This is a genomic window from Coleofasciculus sp. G2-EDA-02, from assembly GCF_040226375.1.
Lineage (GTDB): Bacteria > Cyanobacteriota > Cyanobacteriia > Cyanobacteriales > Coleofasciculaceae > Coleofasciculus.
In genome coordinates, this window is sequence record NZ_JAVKEW010000149.1 from 1 (window position 1) to 15347 (window position 15347).

12 protein-coding genes are annotated in these 15347 nt (G+C 42.8%); 3 read left to right on the forward strand and 9 right to left on the reverse strand.

The annotated features are described in order from the left end of the window. Positions 1–251 precede the first annotated feature (251 nt). Entirely contained in the window at positions 252–521 is a 270-nt protein-coding gene (locus tag RLO19_RS17680) for a YciI family protein (RefSeq protein WP_446358473.1), read from the forward strand. A 19-nt stretch (positions 522–540) separates the two neighbouring features. Here the strand turns inward: RLO19_RS17680 and RLO19_RS17685 are convergent, their stop codons facing one another. The 7 genes from RLO19_RS17685 to RLO19_RS17715 form a co-directional block, all read right to left on the reverse strand. Next, positions 541–1479 carry a ParA family protein gene (locus RLO19_RS17685; RefSeq protein ID WP_446358475.1) on the reverse strand — a complete coding sequence of 313 codons (939 nt, stop codon included), beginning with the start codon at positions 1477–1479 and terminating at the stop codon, positions 541–543. 158 nt (positions 1480–1637) lie between these two features. Beyond that, positions 1638–2501, reverse strand: a complete 864-nt coding sequence (locus tag RLO19_RS17690; RefSeq protein WP_446358477.1) for a ParA family protein — start codon at positions 2499–2501, stop codon at positions 1638–1640. Positions 2502–2806: 305 nt separating this feature from the next. After that, the gene (locus RLO19_RS17695; RefSeq protein WP_446358478.1) at positions 2807–5398 is read right to left on the reverse strand and encodes a DNA translocase FtsK; all 2592 of its coding nucleotides are present in this window, start codon (positions 5396–5398) and stop codon (positions 2807–2809) included. A gap of 139 nt (positions 5399–5537) precedes the next feature. After that, positions 5538–7511 (reverse strand): ATP-binding protein, encoded by a 1974-nt coding sequence (locus RLO19_RS17700; protein ID WP_446358480.1) that lies wholly within the window; start codon positions 7509–7511, stop codon positions 5538–5540. 58 nt (positions 7512–7569) lie between these two features. Further along, positions 7570–8433, reverse strand: coding sequence for a transcription factor RcaD (locus tag RLO19_RS17705; RefSeq protein ID WP_446358482.1), 864 nt, complete (start codon positions 8431–8433; stop codon positions 7570–7572). A 172-nt stretch (positions 8434–8605) separates the two neighbouring features. Continuing rightward, positions 8606–9592, reverse strand: coding sequence for a glycosyltransferase family 2 protein (locus RLO19_RS17710; RefSeq protein ID WP_446358484.1), 987 nt, complete (start codon positions 9590–9592; stop codon positions 8606–8608). A 140-nt stretch (positions 9593–9732) separates the two neighbouring features. Then, a complete protein-coding gene (locus RLO19_RS17715; protein ID WP_446358486.1) occupies positions 9733–10692 on the reverse strand; it encodes a glycosyltransferase in 960 nt (319 codons plus the stop codon). Positions 10693–10995: 303 nt separating this feature from the next. Between RLO19_RS17715 and RLO19_RS17720 the strand changes: the two genes are divergently transcribed. Continuing rightward, a complete protein-coding gene (locus RLO19_RS17720; RefSeq protein ID WP_446358488.1) occupies positions 10996–12234 on the forward strand; it encodes a glycosyltransferase family 4 protein in 1239 nt (412 codons plus the stop codon). A gap of 308 nt (positions 12235–12542) precedes the next feature. Continuing rightward, positions 12543–13310 carry a hypothetical protein gene (locus RLO19_RS17725; protein WP_446358490.1) on the forward strand — a complete coding sequence of 256 codons (768 nt, stop codon included), beginning with the start codon at positions 12543–12545 and terminating at the stop codon, positions 13308–13310. Between the two features lie 236 nt (positions 13311–13546). Here the strand turns inward: RLO19_RS17725 and RLO19_RS17730 are convergent, their stop codons facing one another. Beyond that, the gene (locus RLO19_RS17730; protein WP_446358519.1) at positions 13547–14113 is read right to left on the reverse strand and encodes an SUMF1/EgtB/PvdO family nonheme iron enzyme; all 567 of its coding nucleotides are present in this window, start codon (positions 14111–14113) and stop codon (positions 13547–13549) included. Beyond that, entirely contained in the window at positions 14103–15344 is a 1242-nt protein-coding gene (locus RLO19_RS17735; protein ID WP_446358492.1) for a polysaccharide pyruvyl transferase family protein, read from the reverse strand. Before RLO19_RS17735 ends, RLO19_RS17730 begins: the two co-directional genes overlap by 11 nt. Between the last annotated feature and the right edge of the window lie 3 nt (positions 15345–15347).

Below are 15347 nucleotides of genomic sequence, written 5' to 3' on the forward strand. Positions count from 1 at the left end.
TCCCTTCGTTTTGCTCGTCTTCTTAGAGTTCCAGAGAAAAACCCTGGATGGCGCAGTCAAAAACGCCCTACTGACCTTGGCTAGGTCAAGACCTAACTGTATCTCTACTTATGGTTATATTATATCACTTAAGAATGTTATTGCGGGATAAATCCCGCTGTCTTTACGACTTGCTCGGTTTCATCCCTCGGATAAATCACGAGGGAGCCTGCACCATCGCTTATGACGTAACCTTTAACTTTTGATTTGTCATGCCCAAATATATAATCTGGGGAAGCTACTGCGAGGACGTATTAGAAAAACGCGATCCTCATCGCCAAGCGCATCTGGATGGTTTAACTCAGCAAAAAGAATCTGGCGTATTAATTACGATTGGTCCAACCAAAGATTTGACCAAAGTGTTTGGTATTTATGAAGCGGAAGATGAAGCCACCGTGCGCCAATTGATTGAAGCTGATCCCTATTGGCAAAATGGGATTTGGACAGAGTACGACGTGAAAGAATGGATTCAGGCATTTTAGGTCAATAACCAATAACAAATTACTCCAAATTTGCTAAATTCATTTTCTTAGAGTTATTCTCAGATTCATTCTTATACGCAGCTATTTTTTGGACAAATTCCTCGGTCAACCGTATAAACGCTTTTGCCCCTGAAGAATTGGGAGAAGCCAGAACAGCAGGCATAAAACTATCGACGGCTTTAGCCACATTAACATCCATCGGAATGCGACTCTTAAACAATTGCGTCGGTGTAAAATCTTCCGTTACCCGATTCATCACCTGCTTATAATATCGACCCAGCAATCCTCCTGATAAAATAAAGACAATGCCTAATAAGTTTAGGTCGAGAGAACTGCCCGATTTATGACTCTCTTTCAATTTGGCAATCCGCCGTTCCAAAAGTTGAATTCCCACAACCGACAAAGGTTCAGGACGAGCCGGGAGTAAATAAAAATCACTGGCAACAATACCGCTACGGGTCAAAAGATTATAGCCAGGAGCGCAATCTAAAATAATAAAGTCATAGTTATCAATAATCGGTTCTAAAATACTTTTAATCAATAGCTTCTCAAACCGATTCCACACCTGACTAAAATTGGGCGTTTCTTCGCGGCTGGCTTCTTGATGCAACATTTCGGAGACTAAATACTCATCATACAGATCGATATCTCCCGGTAATAAGTCTAGTCCTTTTAACGAGCAAACGTAAGATTGAATAACATCCTGAATCGCCAATTTAGCGTGACGATGGGGGCGAATTGCCTTATCAATTAACTGATTTAACGTGCGTCTGCCTTTTCTAGCTTTCGCAAAATCTTGAGGGGCAATTAAGCTGAGTGTGGCGCTGATTTGGGTATCTAAATCGACCACTAAAACCCGTTTTTGGTGATGTTTCGCCAAGCACGTTGCCAAGTTGACGGTTAGTGTCGTCTTTCCGACGCCGCCTTTCATATTAACTGTGGCAATGACAAATCCCATGTATAAAATCCTCTTGGAGAAACGTTACCCGGTTAGGTATCAGCCAACCTAGATGATAAACGCTGTATCGCGTCTGGACTTTACCTAGCTCTTGGCAATAGTCTATTATAGTAATCTATCTTGTCTTCCCCATCTCCCCCATTTCCCCCATCTTCACACTAAGCAATCCGCTGGAGAAATTCTTTGGTTAACTCGGTGAATGCTTTAGCACCCGTGGAAGCGGGTTCAGTAAGAACAACGGGTTGAAACTCATCAACGGCTTTGGCAATGGCTACATTGGTGGGGATTTCGGTGATAAAGACTTTATCATCACCAAAATCAGAACGGACTCGCTTCTTGACTTTTGCCGCCATCGTCGTCGCATGACCCAGGGAGGAAAAGACAATACCCAGTAGATTGAGTGTAGCGCGATCGCTCTGCTTTAGTTTTCTGATGCGACCCTCCAAAATACCCATCCCCACAACCGATAGGGGTTCAGGCTTGGCGGGAATCAGATAAAAGTCACTGGCAATCATACCACTGCGTGTCAATAAATTATCTCCTGGCGGAAAATCCAGCAGAATCCAATCATAATTCTTGATTACAGGTTGAATAATCCGCTTAACTAAACCATCTTCCAGATGATTCCAGCTTTTTTCAAATTCTTGCTGATTACTATGGGTTTGTGCATAAATCTGGGTGGCTAATAAGAAATCGTTGTACAGTTCGATATTACCGGGGATCAAGTTCAATCCATTCACCTGACAAATATTGGGGATAATCACATCCTCAATGGCGGGGGAGGACAAGGAATGAGATTGAAAGGCTTGATTAACTAATTGTTGTAGCGTGCGCTTTTCTTTGCGGCGCTGCGTAAATTGCACGGGAGGGATCAGGCTAAGAGTAGCATTAATCTGGGTATCGAGATCCACGATTAAGACTCGCATCCCATGTTCCTTAGCAAGACTTGTCCCCAAGTTGACGGTGAGTGTGGTTTTACCCACACCGCCTTTCATATTGACGATTGAAATAACCTGTCCCATTCATGGTTGTATTGACAATGATTCTATCATACTCTAATCTGCCTTATACGGTGGTTTATGAAGTAGGTTAGTTGAGGCGGGTTTATCAGTAAACCTCAAGTTATGTCCGTGCAAAGTATAATAGTGAATCCTCAGTTAGAATAACTAAGATTAAATACCTAAGTTAGTCGGGGCGGGTTTAGTCCCATTTGGGTCTAAAAGAAACGATAATAGTCAAACCCGCCCCTACAGTCTCGCACTCCCTCTGCGTACCTCTGCGTTAAAACCTCTGCGTACCTCTGCGTTAAAAAAATATCCTTCCCCCTTCACAATTCAATCCTTTGGGCAAATAAACTCTGTAACCGCTGCAACTTTGCCCCAACTTTATAAAGTAAATCTCCTTTCCCCAAAAGATAAGCCGCTTCCGATTGTCTCCCGCCTAAAATAATCTCAGAATCTGCTTCACTAGCTGTCCGCAACGCCACTCGCCCCGGTAAATTTGAACGGATAATCGGAGTAACCACTCTCGCTTCTGGGCGTTGCGTGGCAATAATTAAATGGATACCCGCCGCTCTCGCCATTGAACCTAATCGTTTGATACTCAATTCTAAAGCATTACGGATATCTTTTTCGGTCATAAAGTCAGCATATTCGTCAAAGATGCAGACAAGACGGGGTAAGGGTGAGTTATTCTGTTGATTATAAGCATCGAGGTGAGAACATCCGGCTTGCTCAAATTGCTGATAACGCCGTTCCATTTCTGTGACTAAACTTTCCATCAACGCGATCGCATCTTCGCTATCCTTGACAATAGGAGCGTACAACCAGGGGATTTGCGCGAATTCGGGAAAGGTGACACGCTTGGGATCAACGAGGGCGATTTTAAGCTGCTGAGGGGAATGGCGATAGAGTAAGGATAACAGCAGCGATCGCAAAAATTCACTCTTCCCGCTTCCGGTTGTCCCCCCGACGAGAAAGTGACAGGTATTCGCATCCGATAAGTCGGCTTCGACGAGTTTCCCATCTAAATCCACACCAATGGCAATTTTTACGGGAGCATGGGCTGATGACGTCCGGGATGTGATATAATCCTCAAGCCGTGCTACTTGTCGATCTGGACGCGGTAAATCGACGCTAACATATCCTGGTTGGGGCGCAATTAGGGGGGGATGAGTAATCCCTAGTTGTACCTGTAAATCGGCGGATAATTTCAGCAAAGCACTAACCCTTACCCCCAGACTGGGTGTCAGTTTCACCCGAATAAAAGCTGGACCAACGGCGGTTCCCACACAGGTAACGTCTATGTTAAAGGATTGTAGCGTCTCGACTAACTGTTGCGCGATCGCATCACTGTTTGTAGTCAGCGCTTCAGCGCCATCAGCCTTTGTCGTAGACACTTCAGCACTATCAGAAGTCCCCTCCTCTTCCCCTTTCCTAGGCTGTGTATCTGTACTCCTGACTTCAAAGTAGGTTTGACAGGTTTCCTGTTGAGGACAGATATCACACAAGTGAGTATTCGACGTGAGCGGTGGTGGATTTGAATGAGTCTGTTGCCAACTCACCCAGTCCTGCATTTGCTGTAACTTATGGGGAATCAACTCATGGACAGCTATTTCCAACTGTTCCCAAGAATAAGCATACTCCTTAAATTCTGGGAGAACACAATACACCGCTGAATCAACCAGCACTCCTTTAGTTTTATTGAGCATATAACCATAGAGTGCCACTTGAACTAATTGCGCTGATGGGTCAACGGGTTCGTAGGTTTTATAATCAATTAAACAGAGACGATTGCGTTCAAAATTAAACACTAAACTATCAAATCTGCCTGTCACTTCCTGGGTTCTCCCATTGGGGAGAGGAAAGCGATAACTCAGCTTATGTTCTTCGAGAATAAAGGTTTGATTAATTACCGTTTGATGCAAACAATAGCGGCGATTTACCACTAATAATTCGACCCAACGCTGAATTAGAGCAGTTAAGCCTTGCCACAAGTTCGGCAATACCGTCGCCATTTCGGGATGGGATTCGATGTAGGGAAAAAATACCTGTTGATAAAATATTTCCTGCATTCCCATGGCGACAGCTTCGCGATTTAATTGCTCAGCGGACGGTTCTAATAAGTCGGAAACGTGGGAATTTGCTTGAGCGAGTTTGATAAATTGTTCGGCTAAGGTGTGAAACGCTGTACCAATTCCGATAGATTGACCGGGTGGGATAAATAGAGTGTTACCATCAAAGTGTTGTTTTAAATAGAATAAACGTGGACATTCAAACGCCACGCGCACTTTAGTTGCACTGAAGGGAGGATGTTCGGCTGTTTCGGGTTGTGGCTTTGGTGTGATCACGACTGGGGGTGAAGTAGGCGGTTGTGTTAATTGTAATAAATGGCGATGGACATGAGCCAAATAAACTGTGTCCATTTTGGCATAGTGCAGTTGTTTGGGGGTGAGGGGGCGCTGTCCCCAATCACTGTTTTGTTCTGTTTTATCAACGTTGGTGAAGTGACAGAGTTCTACGGCGAGGGTTTTGAGTTGTTTGTTGGAGACTTGCAGGGGATTTTTGCGGGACTTTTTTGTCAGTTTACGGACGAGTTTGAAGGTGCAAGTTATATTTTGGGCTTGGTGTTTCCCGCCGAGATAGTTTAGATCAAAGCTGGCGTTGTGAAAGACTTTCTCGATGTGGGGATTGACCATAATTTGAGCGACGAAATCCTTGACTAGGTAAGGGTTATCTAGGACATCAAGGATATAGGCGCGATCGCCGGTTCTGTCTGTGGGATCTGCTAATATTTGAATTAGGGAGAGTCTGGGGTTTGATGTTTGCCAGTCGGCGACTTCTGTGTCTAGCCAAAGAGTTGGATAGGTGGTGAGTTGGGAGATAATTTGGCGGATTTCATTGGGGGTGGTGAGGTACATGGGAGGATTTTTTTAAACGCAGAGTAACGCAGAGGTAAACGCAGAGGGCGCAGAGGGGTAAGTGGGGTTTAGTGTTGCTCTATTTGGGTTAGAAATGTTGACGTTGCTGAGGACGAGTTTTGAGTCAGTATTATTTAAGTTAGGGGGATGTGTTGTTTTTGGTTGGGGGTTTCCAGCAGACGGATTGATCTTGGGGTTTGGCGTCAGGGGGGATGAGGGTGATTTGGTTTTCTTGACAGAGTGTCTGAATTTGCTGATTGATTTGGGATTCATCGATATGGGAGAAGTCTTGCATGGTTAAATCAACTAATTTTTGCCGCCCAATCATAAATTGGGTTTTGACGAGGTTGAATAGGAAGTCTTTAATTTTTTCTAAATCGGGATCAGGCTTAATAATGGGTTTAGATACAAGTCCTAAGTCTTGTAACAATGGACAATTCTGTAAAACGTGAGAGTCTCGAATCAATTTTTCTAACGTAGGGAGATCGAGGGTTTGTTGGTGAATGACTAATTCCCCAGCACCGGCGGAGTTGACTAAAAGCTGATAGGTTCTCAGGTAATGGATAGAGTCGAGATGGGGGGTAAGATGACGATGCGGTGAGCCGTTGAAGAGTTTTTTGAATAGTTTATATCCTTTATTCTTGGCTTGACCCAGTTTTTCGGCTCGAATCAGAGTCAGAGTATCACAACAGTTTTTTTTCAGGTCTTTTTCGCAGGCGTTCATTGCTGCATTGAAGCTTGTCATGTTGGGTTCTTCGTTCCAGAAAATTCCTAGTCGTTCAGTTTTATCGGGATGCTGATAACTGAAGGAATAACTACTATACTTAGCATGATTTAAAAGATGAGGGTCAGTGTTGATCTGCAAGGCGTTCATTGCCTGTTGCAACATTTGTGTCAGATCAACCGATGAAAATTGACGAATTCGCTCGACTTTTTGTTGAGTTTTCTGGAATTCTTTAAGCCAAATTAATTTAAAAGTGGCAACGTCATCTATTGGTGGTTTATGACCTAACTTATGTTCAATAAATAATTGTCCGCCAAGTCCTAGCACAGTTCGCACATTCGCTTTACCCCCAGGAAATTTTTGCTCCAATGCTTGTTTCTGGAGAGGATAAAGGGGAGAGTCGGGTTTAGGAGTCGCTTGATCATGGAGGGGATAGAGTCGGGTTATCCACAGGGCTTCAGCTTGTTCGAGATTGATGGATTTTAGAGAAATTTGTTTTTCAATTCGCGCTAAATCTGATTGTTCCAGATGTCTTTTACAAATATGCCATTTATCCTTAACAATACTGATTATTACAATGAAGTTTTTTAGATACTGATTATGAAGCGTCGTATTGACATTAAACAAAGGTTGTAATTCAGGTTTTTGACTAGCATTAGTTGGGGCATTTTCAACCTGATCAAAGCATAATAAAATTGGTTTAGTTGAAGCTGAAATTCTACCAAAGTTACCGATAATTCCTCGTGCAGCGTCTTCGCTATCAATTGATTTGCTGACACCTAAAGCCTTGAAGTCATCCTGAGCTAAATTTTCCCCTCGCAACCAATCACATCCTAAACTATATAAATCGGGTTTAGTTAGAGCATATAAAACCCCAAAAAACTCTCTGGCTTGGTAAATACCAGAAGGATAGGTGCTTTTGAAATTGTGAATAAAAAGTCCCCGTTCACCCAGGATATTCTTAATCATGCTGCGATCTCGAAAGGCAGATAATCCTTTCAACCAAAGGCTTAACTGAGAATCATTTTTTCCTGCCGGCTTTTTCATCAGACTATCTACCATTTCGCGCAAGGTATGTCGCCAAATATACTGATTATCAGTCCAGGGATCGATATAAACAAAAAAGGCGTAAGGTTTCAGTTTTCTCTTGAGACGTCCTAATAAATAACTTTTGCCTGAACCGGAATCTCCCTCAAGCAATACCGTTCGTGTATACTGATCTCTGATTACTAATCTGAGAACATTAGCGATTTGATTAATTTCATCTTGGTGAATTGAATCAACCGTGGCAGTTGTTTGCTTGTCTGCTAACCAAAAGTTCCCCGTTTTAAAGGTTACCGGATCAAAGGGGTTGACTTCTTGTTTTATAATTTCATCAATGGTTGCCATGATTGTCTTTAGAAGTGATTACAAACAGAATTGGCGGCTATACTGAAAAATATGTCCGCTAGTTGACGATTATAAAAAATAAAGATCCCCCAATTTCTTGAGGAATCCCAGCTTGAAGTTGTTCTGAGGTATAGTGCATCGCCTCAACTAATGAACTCAACTCAATTTTGTCTTCCCGCTGCAGGCGATAGAGGGCTTGATCTAAGTCATCCCTAGATAAGGGAGGTTGTAATTTCTGACGCAGATGAAAAATGGGTAAATAATTGTCGGTTCCTAATTCTTTATCTAACTGCTGAATCAGTTGTAAAATTTCTGTATCTGTTGGTTTCCGGGTCAGTGCAGGTTCTGAACTCAACGAAGGTTGGGGTTGGGCGACACTTACAGACGGATTCACTTGACTCGGAAGTGATTTTCGCAAGAATTCCAGATAATTCCCCAGCAGTTCTAAGCTAATTACTGGATTTGTGCCTTTTTTCGGGATATAATCCTCTCGTAGCTGATCGAGTCCGTGCTGAGTCATCCACACTTCAGCCTTTTGGCGTTTCAGTTGTTTTTCTACTTCAATCCATCCCCGTTCATCGAAGCGTTGTAAGATAGCATCGCGTTCGGCTGACTTCAACGAGTTGATATCGATTTTGCTGGGTTTAACTTTTCCCGATGCTTTACCGATACTGTTGAGTACCCTAAGTTCACTGGGAGAGAGGGGAACTTGATCCGGTTCCACATTCAACAGAGCGCGACCGGGTGGTAAAATTTTAACCGATGCGATTTCACGGGAGAAATCGAGCCAACCCCGGGTTTCTAAATCGCGGACAAGTTTGTTTTTGCCTTTGATACTATTGAATGGTTTTGCCGACAGTGGAGAACGGTAGTCCGGACATCCTAGCAGTTTCAGGAGAAATTTTAGCTCCTTGGTTTCCATGGAAATGCCTAACCTCATCTATCGTTAATTCTACTTTAGCTTGAGGGGTTACCACAACGGCAAGGGTATCAACGTCTTCATCAGTTAGGTTTGTAGTCAGCACTTTAGTGCTAGCAGCGCTGAAGCGCTTACTACAAACTGTGCGATCGCACTCTCCATTCCCCAGAAAGGCTTAACCCACTTCTCGCACCTGATCGGTATAATCTTTGGGACGCATTTGACGAAACACCTGCAACGCCGCTTGGCGCAAACTGAGGGGTAAATAGGATAAAATTACTCCCAATTGCGCTTTCCGAGAACTACCAATAATCTCCGCCACCTCTTGCAACATTTGACGCCCCTGAACCGTATCCCCATTTTCAATTAATCGTAATCCCAAAGCTTCTTTTGTCCATGCCAATTTTTGTATCCGTAGTTTCTCTAATTCCTGATCGGGAAATCGATAACTATCAATACAAAAAACCTTCGCCTTCAAAAAATGCAAATTCTGTCTTAAACTCGTCTGTCCCCCGTGAAACCGATACTCCATCAAATACTCTGGCAGAAAATACCCCTGCTTCCCCGCGATCGCTAATCGTACCAGTAAATCAAAATCCTCGCAGCCATCGGCTTCTGGGCGCATATAGTCCACATCCTGCAAACAGTCGCGACGAAACAATGTCGAACCCACCTGCAAACTCTGATATTGAAACGTTTGCCGCATTAAATCAGGAATTATACCGGGCTTCAGCTTATCTTTTCCCCACTTCGCCGCATTCTCTTTCGTCGCCGACTCCACTCGATTACCGTTTTGATCAATAACCCAGTGATTCGTACAGACAAAATCAACACTGAGTTCTGCCTTTAATACTGCCACCGTTTTTTCTAAGAATTCCGGCGTTAGAGCATCATCATCATCAAATTTGATAAAATAATTACCCTGTGCGGCATCAAATCCAGAACGCATATTTTTACTGCGCCCTATATTGTGAGTATGGCGAATATAGCGAATCCTGGAATCATCCCACTGACTGACAACTGTCGGCGTCTCATCAGTTGAGCCATCGTCGCAAATAATTAACTCAAAATCTTTATAGGTTTGACTCAGAACACTATTAACCGAATTAACCAGATAGTTGGCACGGTTGTAAGTAGGAATACAAACACTAACTTTAGACATAATAGATTCGGTAAGGGAATAGGGACTAGGCTACAGAGAATAGCTTGAGCAGAGGTATCTGAGTTTTGCCAGGTTACAAATCACTTTTTTATCATTTGTAACCGGGCTAACTTGATGCCAAGCCATTTCTTGCCATTCATTTAAATACTATTGAGGACATCAACAATTCTGCGCCGAAAAAAACTATCATTTTGTTGATACCAATCACGAGCGTTATCGCCTAATCTTTTTTTTGTCATGTAATCCATTCCTAAAACGTCGTTTATCTTTTGTTCTAATGCCTGGGAATCAACGTAATAATTGATCCCCAAACACTGGGGATTTGCCAGACAATAATCCACTAAAATCCCTCTGTCTGCTGCGATCAACTCATTCATCGGTGGTGCATTGGTCGTAATTACTACTGAACGACAACTCATCGCTTCGGCAATCAAATGACCAAAACCTTCCGCTTCTGAAGGACACAGGTGAATACCATGACTGTTCTGATATTCCCTTAATACTGTATCATCCAGATAATGAGTAATATACTCAATATTAGTTGTACTCATTGAGTCAGGCTCTTGCCAATTCCGCCGGATAGTTAGGGGGGGCCACTCTGGATGATGCCGCCATAGGTTGATAATTGTATTTGTGCCTTTTTGAGCGCTTTTACCTGCCAGATGGAAAAATTTATCACAATCTTTACTGGATTGAGGGTTGAATTGATCAAGACTGGTGAAGCCAATAAATTTAGTTTGGCAACCTAATTTGTCAAAAATGGCTTGGGCGAATTTAGTTTTACAAAGGATGTAGTCAAACTTACTTAAAAAAGGACGCCACTCGTCTCGGAACCATTCCTGATTTGGGATTAAACAGTTGAGGCGAGCATAAGGAAACCAAGAGGGGATAACATATTCTAAAAACAGGTTAATATCATAGGGGGGGTTTTTGTTGCTCAATTCGCTAGTAAACCGCTCGACATAGGTTGATAGACGCTGAATTTTATGGTCAAGTGTAGATTTGCCGACTTCAAAAACAGTAACTTTGAAATTAGACTTTTGCAAGACTTCAGTGAGAATACGTGCGTCCCGACTTAAACCAAAGTTATTATCTACCATTATTATATTGACACGCTTCATAGTCAATCCAGTAAGTTAAATAATCGATTGATATAGATTAGAATAGCCTTTGAAATAAAGGATAAAATTCAACAATCAAATCAGGCTTGGTGAGAATTTCAGCGCTTTACCTCCTACTGGGTTCGATAGACACACAAAGTGTTACACTCTTTCTGTAGCGAAATTCCGGTATAATTTTATCGAGTTGAGCAAGGAATTCTGGAAACTGCAATAGTTTGGACTCACATTAGCCTCAATGCGATTCAGCCTAAAATATGAGAAGGTTCTCCAAGGAGGTATAATTTGGCGATCGCTCCCTCGATTCGGACTCTCTTCATCACTAAGGAAGTGCCTTACCCACCCAAGGGTGGAGTATCTCTACGGAACTGGCAAAACATCAACATCATGATGAAGTTTGGTCTTGTTGCCGTTTTCTCCGCTTCAAACTGGACTCCTAAGCACTCATCTCTACCCGGTGTTGTCCTATGGAAGCATACTAATGTTACCACACAACGTTCAGGTTGGGAAAATCGACAACGTCGGTTGTGGTGGCTGCGCCGCCGCAGACATCCAGATGCAGATTGGGCTTATTCCAATAGGGCGGCTCAGGAATTAGACGAACTCTTAACAAAATTTCAGCCTGATCTGGTAATCTTTGAGGAGGTGTGGCTCTATCCCTACCTGAGTGTGGTCAAGCGCCATCAATGTCGGATTATTTTTGACGAGCATAACATAGAAGCACCGCTTTTTCAGCAGAAATATCCTTCATTTGAGGGTCTCAGATCACGGGCGAAAGCAACTATTCAGCTTTCCCATCTCACCTCCATTGAGGGCGACTTCGTCCGTCAAGCCAATCAAGTTTGGGTATGCAGTGATGATGACGCTTGCCTGATAAAGACATTATATGGAACGGTATCCCATACTCAGGTTATACCCAATGGGATGAATGTGGCTCAGTATGACCCTGTGCGCTTGGGTCAATGCCGCCCTCCCAGTGGATTAGAAGATACTCGCCGAACCTTATTATTTGTGGGTTTACTCTCCTACGCACCCAATACAGAGGCGGCGGAATTACTTATAGACCAAATCTATCCTCGGTTACGAGAGATTGACTCGGACTGTCGTCTTTTGTTGGTAGGACGCAATCCGAATCAAAAGATGCAGGAAGCTGCCAAACGAGAATCTGGAATCATAGTCACAGGAGGAGTTCCAGATGTACTGCCTTATCTAGCCGCTGCTAGCATTGTGATTGTGCCACTGCTTCAGGGGGGAGGCACTCGTCTGAAAATCCTAGAAGCTTTTGCCGCAGGTTGTCCAGTCGTCAGCACGGCAAAGGGGGCTGAGGGGTTGAAAGCGAAGGATGGGGAACATTTGCTGATTCGGAATGAAGTTGATGCAATCGTCGAGGGTGTTTGTCAACTTTGGTCAGAGCCTGCCTTGGGTGAGAAACTGGCTCGTTCTGCCTATGAGTTTGTACGGACAGAATACTCCTGGGAAGCGGTTGAAAAGAGGCTAGAGCAAGCTATTCGAGAACTCTTTTGATACTGCATCCGCTCTCCAGCACGTCAGCCTACCCCCCAATCCATTAGGGTTTGCTGAATAAGTTTTGCGGTGGGAGTCGAAAGCTGTAGGCGTCGGGTGCATGTCAACGCAAGTAGTGGCGTGGCACACCTTAATTGGTGGATTAGTATTGTAGGGGCGCACGGCGTGCGCCCATCAAACCGTCAAATCTATTCCACAATTTTAGCTGTGTCACACCAGTAGGGTAAGTTAAGGTTAAGGAATTGCTAAGCAAAAGTTAATTTTTTGTTAAACTAGAATAGCTCACTTCCATTGGTAGTATTCTCCTCATGCCCAACAAAAAAGCTATAACGATTAAGTTTGCCAGGAGACAAATTACAAAATCCCTACTCTGCTTAGTGGTTTTTCTGGCGTTTGCCAGCGTTGCTGGTCAGTACTTTAAGTATTTTGTAAGTAATGGCAGATTAGCCAGAGCCGTAGATTTATTTTACGGCGGGAATGAATCCAGTATTCCTACGTGGTATTCATCCGTGGCTTTACTTTTTTGTTCCCTACTGCTTGCCCTGATTGCTTTTGTGAAGCAACGTGGTGGTTTCCGTTATGTCCGCAGTTGGTACATTTTGTCAATTATTTTTCTCTTTCTATCCTTAGATGAAGTGGCTATGTTTCATGAAACTATGGGTATGGTACTGAGACAATTTTTCAACGCAAGTGGCGCACTTTACTACCGTTGGGTTATTGTTGGGATTCCCTTAACCTTTTTATTTGTGCTGGCTTATGCGAGGTTTATTGCTGATCTTCCGCCTAAAACGCGGTGGCTATTTCTCCTATCCGGAACTATTTTTGTTGGCGGCGCTCTGGGCATGGAAATGACGGCAGCAAATTACGCCAGCCTCCATGGTGAAGACAATATGATCTATGCCCTACTCACAACTCTCGAAGAGTTCTGTGAAATGCTTGGTATTGTGATATTCATTGATGCTTTGCTATCACATCTATGTTTATATATGAATAACTTACATTTTTACCTGAATGCTAAACAATTTAGTATTCAGACAGAACCATTTAAACCTATTAATGATTGGGAAAATTCATGAACTCTAAAAATATGGGATTGACGGGAAAAATGCACGGCTTGGTGGGGGTTCTCTTTTGGTGTGGTTTTCAGTTGCCCAAACATTGAACAGTCAACACAATTTACCCTACCTAACTTCATGCATAATAGAGAGTCAAGAAAGTTGGTTTTACTGATGATGGATTAATCTAAAACATTTAGAATATTAGTTCAATTTTACCCGGTTAATTTGAATGATAGTCAAAAAATATAGCTATCTTACTTTTGATTGCCCTTGAATATAGTCCTAATTTTTCTGATCCGATTTTTCAAAGGAGCCGTTACTAAAAAATTTATTCTTTTCCAGTACCAAATAAAGATTGTGTAAGAAATATCCGAATAGATAACTTGATCTTTAGAAGTGGCATGTACTCTAGCAAGTCGTCCTCCCCAGAGAAATTTTTCATGAGAAGGATTCCCCGGATCGGTATTGCGAGCATGTAGCCCGATCTCACTGTAAGTCGCTGAGCCACCCCGTACTGCCCGTACCTTTTGGGCTCCTCGATTCCTCAATCTCCAATTCTCTAGCCATTCCCATACATTTCCGCCTAAATCATAAGCTCCATAATAGCTACATGCAAATTGATAAGCATCTACCTCAGTCAGAAAATAAGGTTTTCCTATAGCGAAAATTTCCTTAAAAAAGTTAGCGGAATGTTGATCTCCTGGAGGTTCAGAGTTATTGGGTATCTCATTAGTTCTAACTGGATAATTCCAATATTTTCTTTCACCTTTTAGGGTTGGATCGTAGTAAGCCGCTTTATACCATTCATACTCATTGGGAATCCAATAGTAATTTTAACTGTACATGCTTGCGAATCTCCTCCCGCTTTTCAATTAGGGGCATCAAGAATTGGACGAGATTGCCAGGTTGAAGAGCTTGCTCCGGCTCAATTGTCATACCCTCAAGGTCAAAGTGCTTGAACAAGCCTTCAAATTTGCCTTGATAGGTGATGCAAGCGGCGGGAGTACCCTGACCTAGGCTGGCGATCGCCAGATGCATTCTACCACTCAGAACCATGTCCAGGTTGCCAGCGATACCTTTTATCTCTGCTGCACTGCAAGGTGTGGGAACTTTTAGACAATAAGACTGTATTTCTAAGGGAAGAGTCTGCCAGACAGCTTCAGCCAAAACAACGTCACTATTTTTGCCTTTAATATTACGAAAATCATGGGGGATTAATACAAAACTGAGATGTTTGTTTTTAGAATATAATTTCCCTATTGTATCAATATAGACTTGGATTAAGTTCTCGATTTTTTTAACTTCCAAGTTTTCGATTAACTTGTAATTTGCATTAATGCCCAATACTATTCGATTAGTGGTTCGCTGTTCATCAATCCACTTCAATACATGCCGTACTGTTTCAGAATCTTCAATTGGCTGTAAAAGGAATGCTAAATCTGCTACGAGTTCAACAGGTCGCTTCAGGTGATGAACTAATCTCTTATGGGAAACGGGATCACGGACACATAATCGCACAGTTTCCGGCAAATTGTTCAGTGCTGCAACACTTTTAGGTTTCGGTTGAGAATTGAAACTGAAGCCCAAAACCGCTGTATCAACTCCCATTGCATTGGCGATTGAGACCAATTTCACTCTTTGAAGAGTATCGTGTTCGTAATAATATCCATCCATCACATCTGCACCGATGCAATAAAATTGCTCATACTGGTACACCGCATTCGCAAAATAAAATAAAGCTTTCGGTGAACCTAAAGAACCACCAAGAAAATGGTGGTGTAGTTCGCTTTTTCCTGACACTAATTCCAAATTTTTCCATTGAAGCTTAGGATCATAAGACAGCACACCTATGCGTTTTATGCCTGTGTCCCGGAGATATTCTATCGCCCCAGTCACTAAAGCTTCATATCCCAGACTCCCTGGTGCGGCTGGAGGAAGGATGAGAACTGATGAGTCTCTGTCTCGGCGTCGGAAAATAGTTCGCCTAAAGCGTAACATATCAGTGTAGATAGCAACGGATCGTGACAGAATCTGCTGTTTTATACTATTCATAAA

Coding starts and splice junctions, on each gene's coding strand:
- RLO19_RS17680 (WP_446358473.1), top strand. CDS start 252: ATGCCCAAATATATAATCTGGGGAAGCTACTGCGAGGACGTATTAGAA.
- RLO19_RS17685 (WP_446358475.1), bottom strand. CDS start 1,479: ATGGGATTTGTCATTGCCACAGTTAATATGAAAGGCGGCGTCGGAAAG.
- RLO19_RS17690 (WP_446358477.1), bottom strand. CDS start 2,501: ATGGGACAGGTTATTTCAATCGTCAATATGAAAGGCGGTGTGGGTAAA.
- RLO19_RS17695 (WP_446358478.1), bottom strand. CDS start 5,398: ATGTACCTCACCACCCCCAATGAAATCCGCCAAATTATCTCCCAACTC.
- RLO19_RS17700 (WP_446358480.1), bottom strand. CDS start 7,511: ATGGCAACCATTGATGAAATTATAAAACAAGAAGTCAACCCCTTTGAT.
- RLO19_RS17705 (WP_446358482.1), bottom strand. CDS start 8,433: ATGGAAACCAAGGAGCTAAAATTTCTCCTGAAACTGCTAGGATGTCCG.
- RLO19_RS17710 (WP_446358484.1), bottom strand. CDS start 9,592: ATGTCTAAAGTTAGTGTTTGTATTCCTACTTACAACCGTGCCAACTAT.
- RLO19_RS17715 (WP_446358486.1), bottom strand. CDS start 10,692: ATGGTAGATAATAACTTTGGTTTAAGTCGGGACGCACGTATTCTCACT.
- RLO19_RS17725 (WP_446358490.1), top strand. CDS start 12,543: ATGCCCAACAAAAAAGCTATAACGATTAAGTTTGCCAGGAGACAAATT.
- RLO19_RS17735 (WP_446358492.1), bottom strand. CDS start 15,344: ATGAATAGTATAAAACAGCAGATTCTGTCACGATCCGTTGCTATCTAC.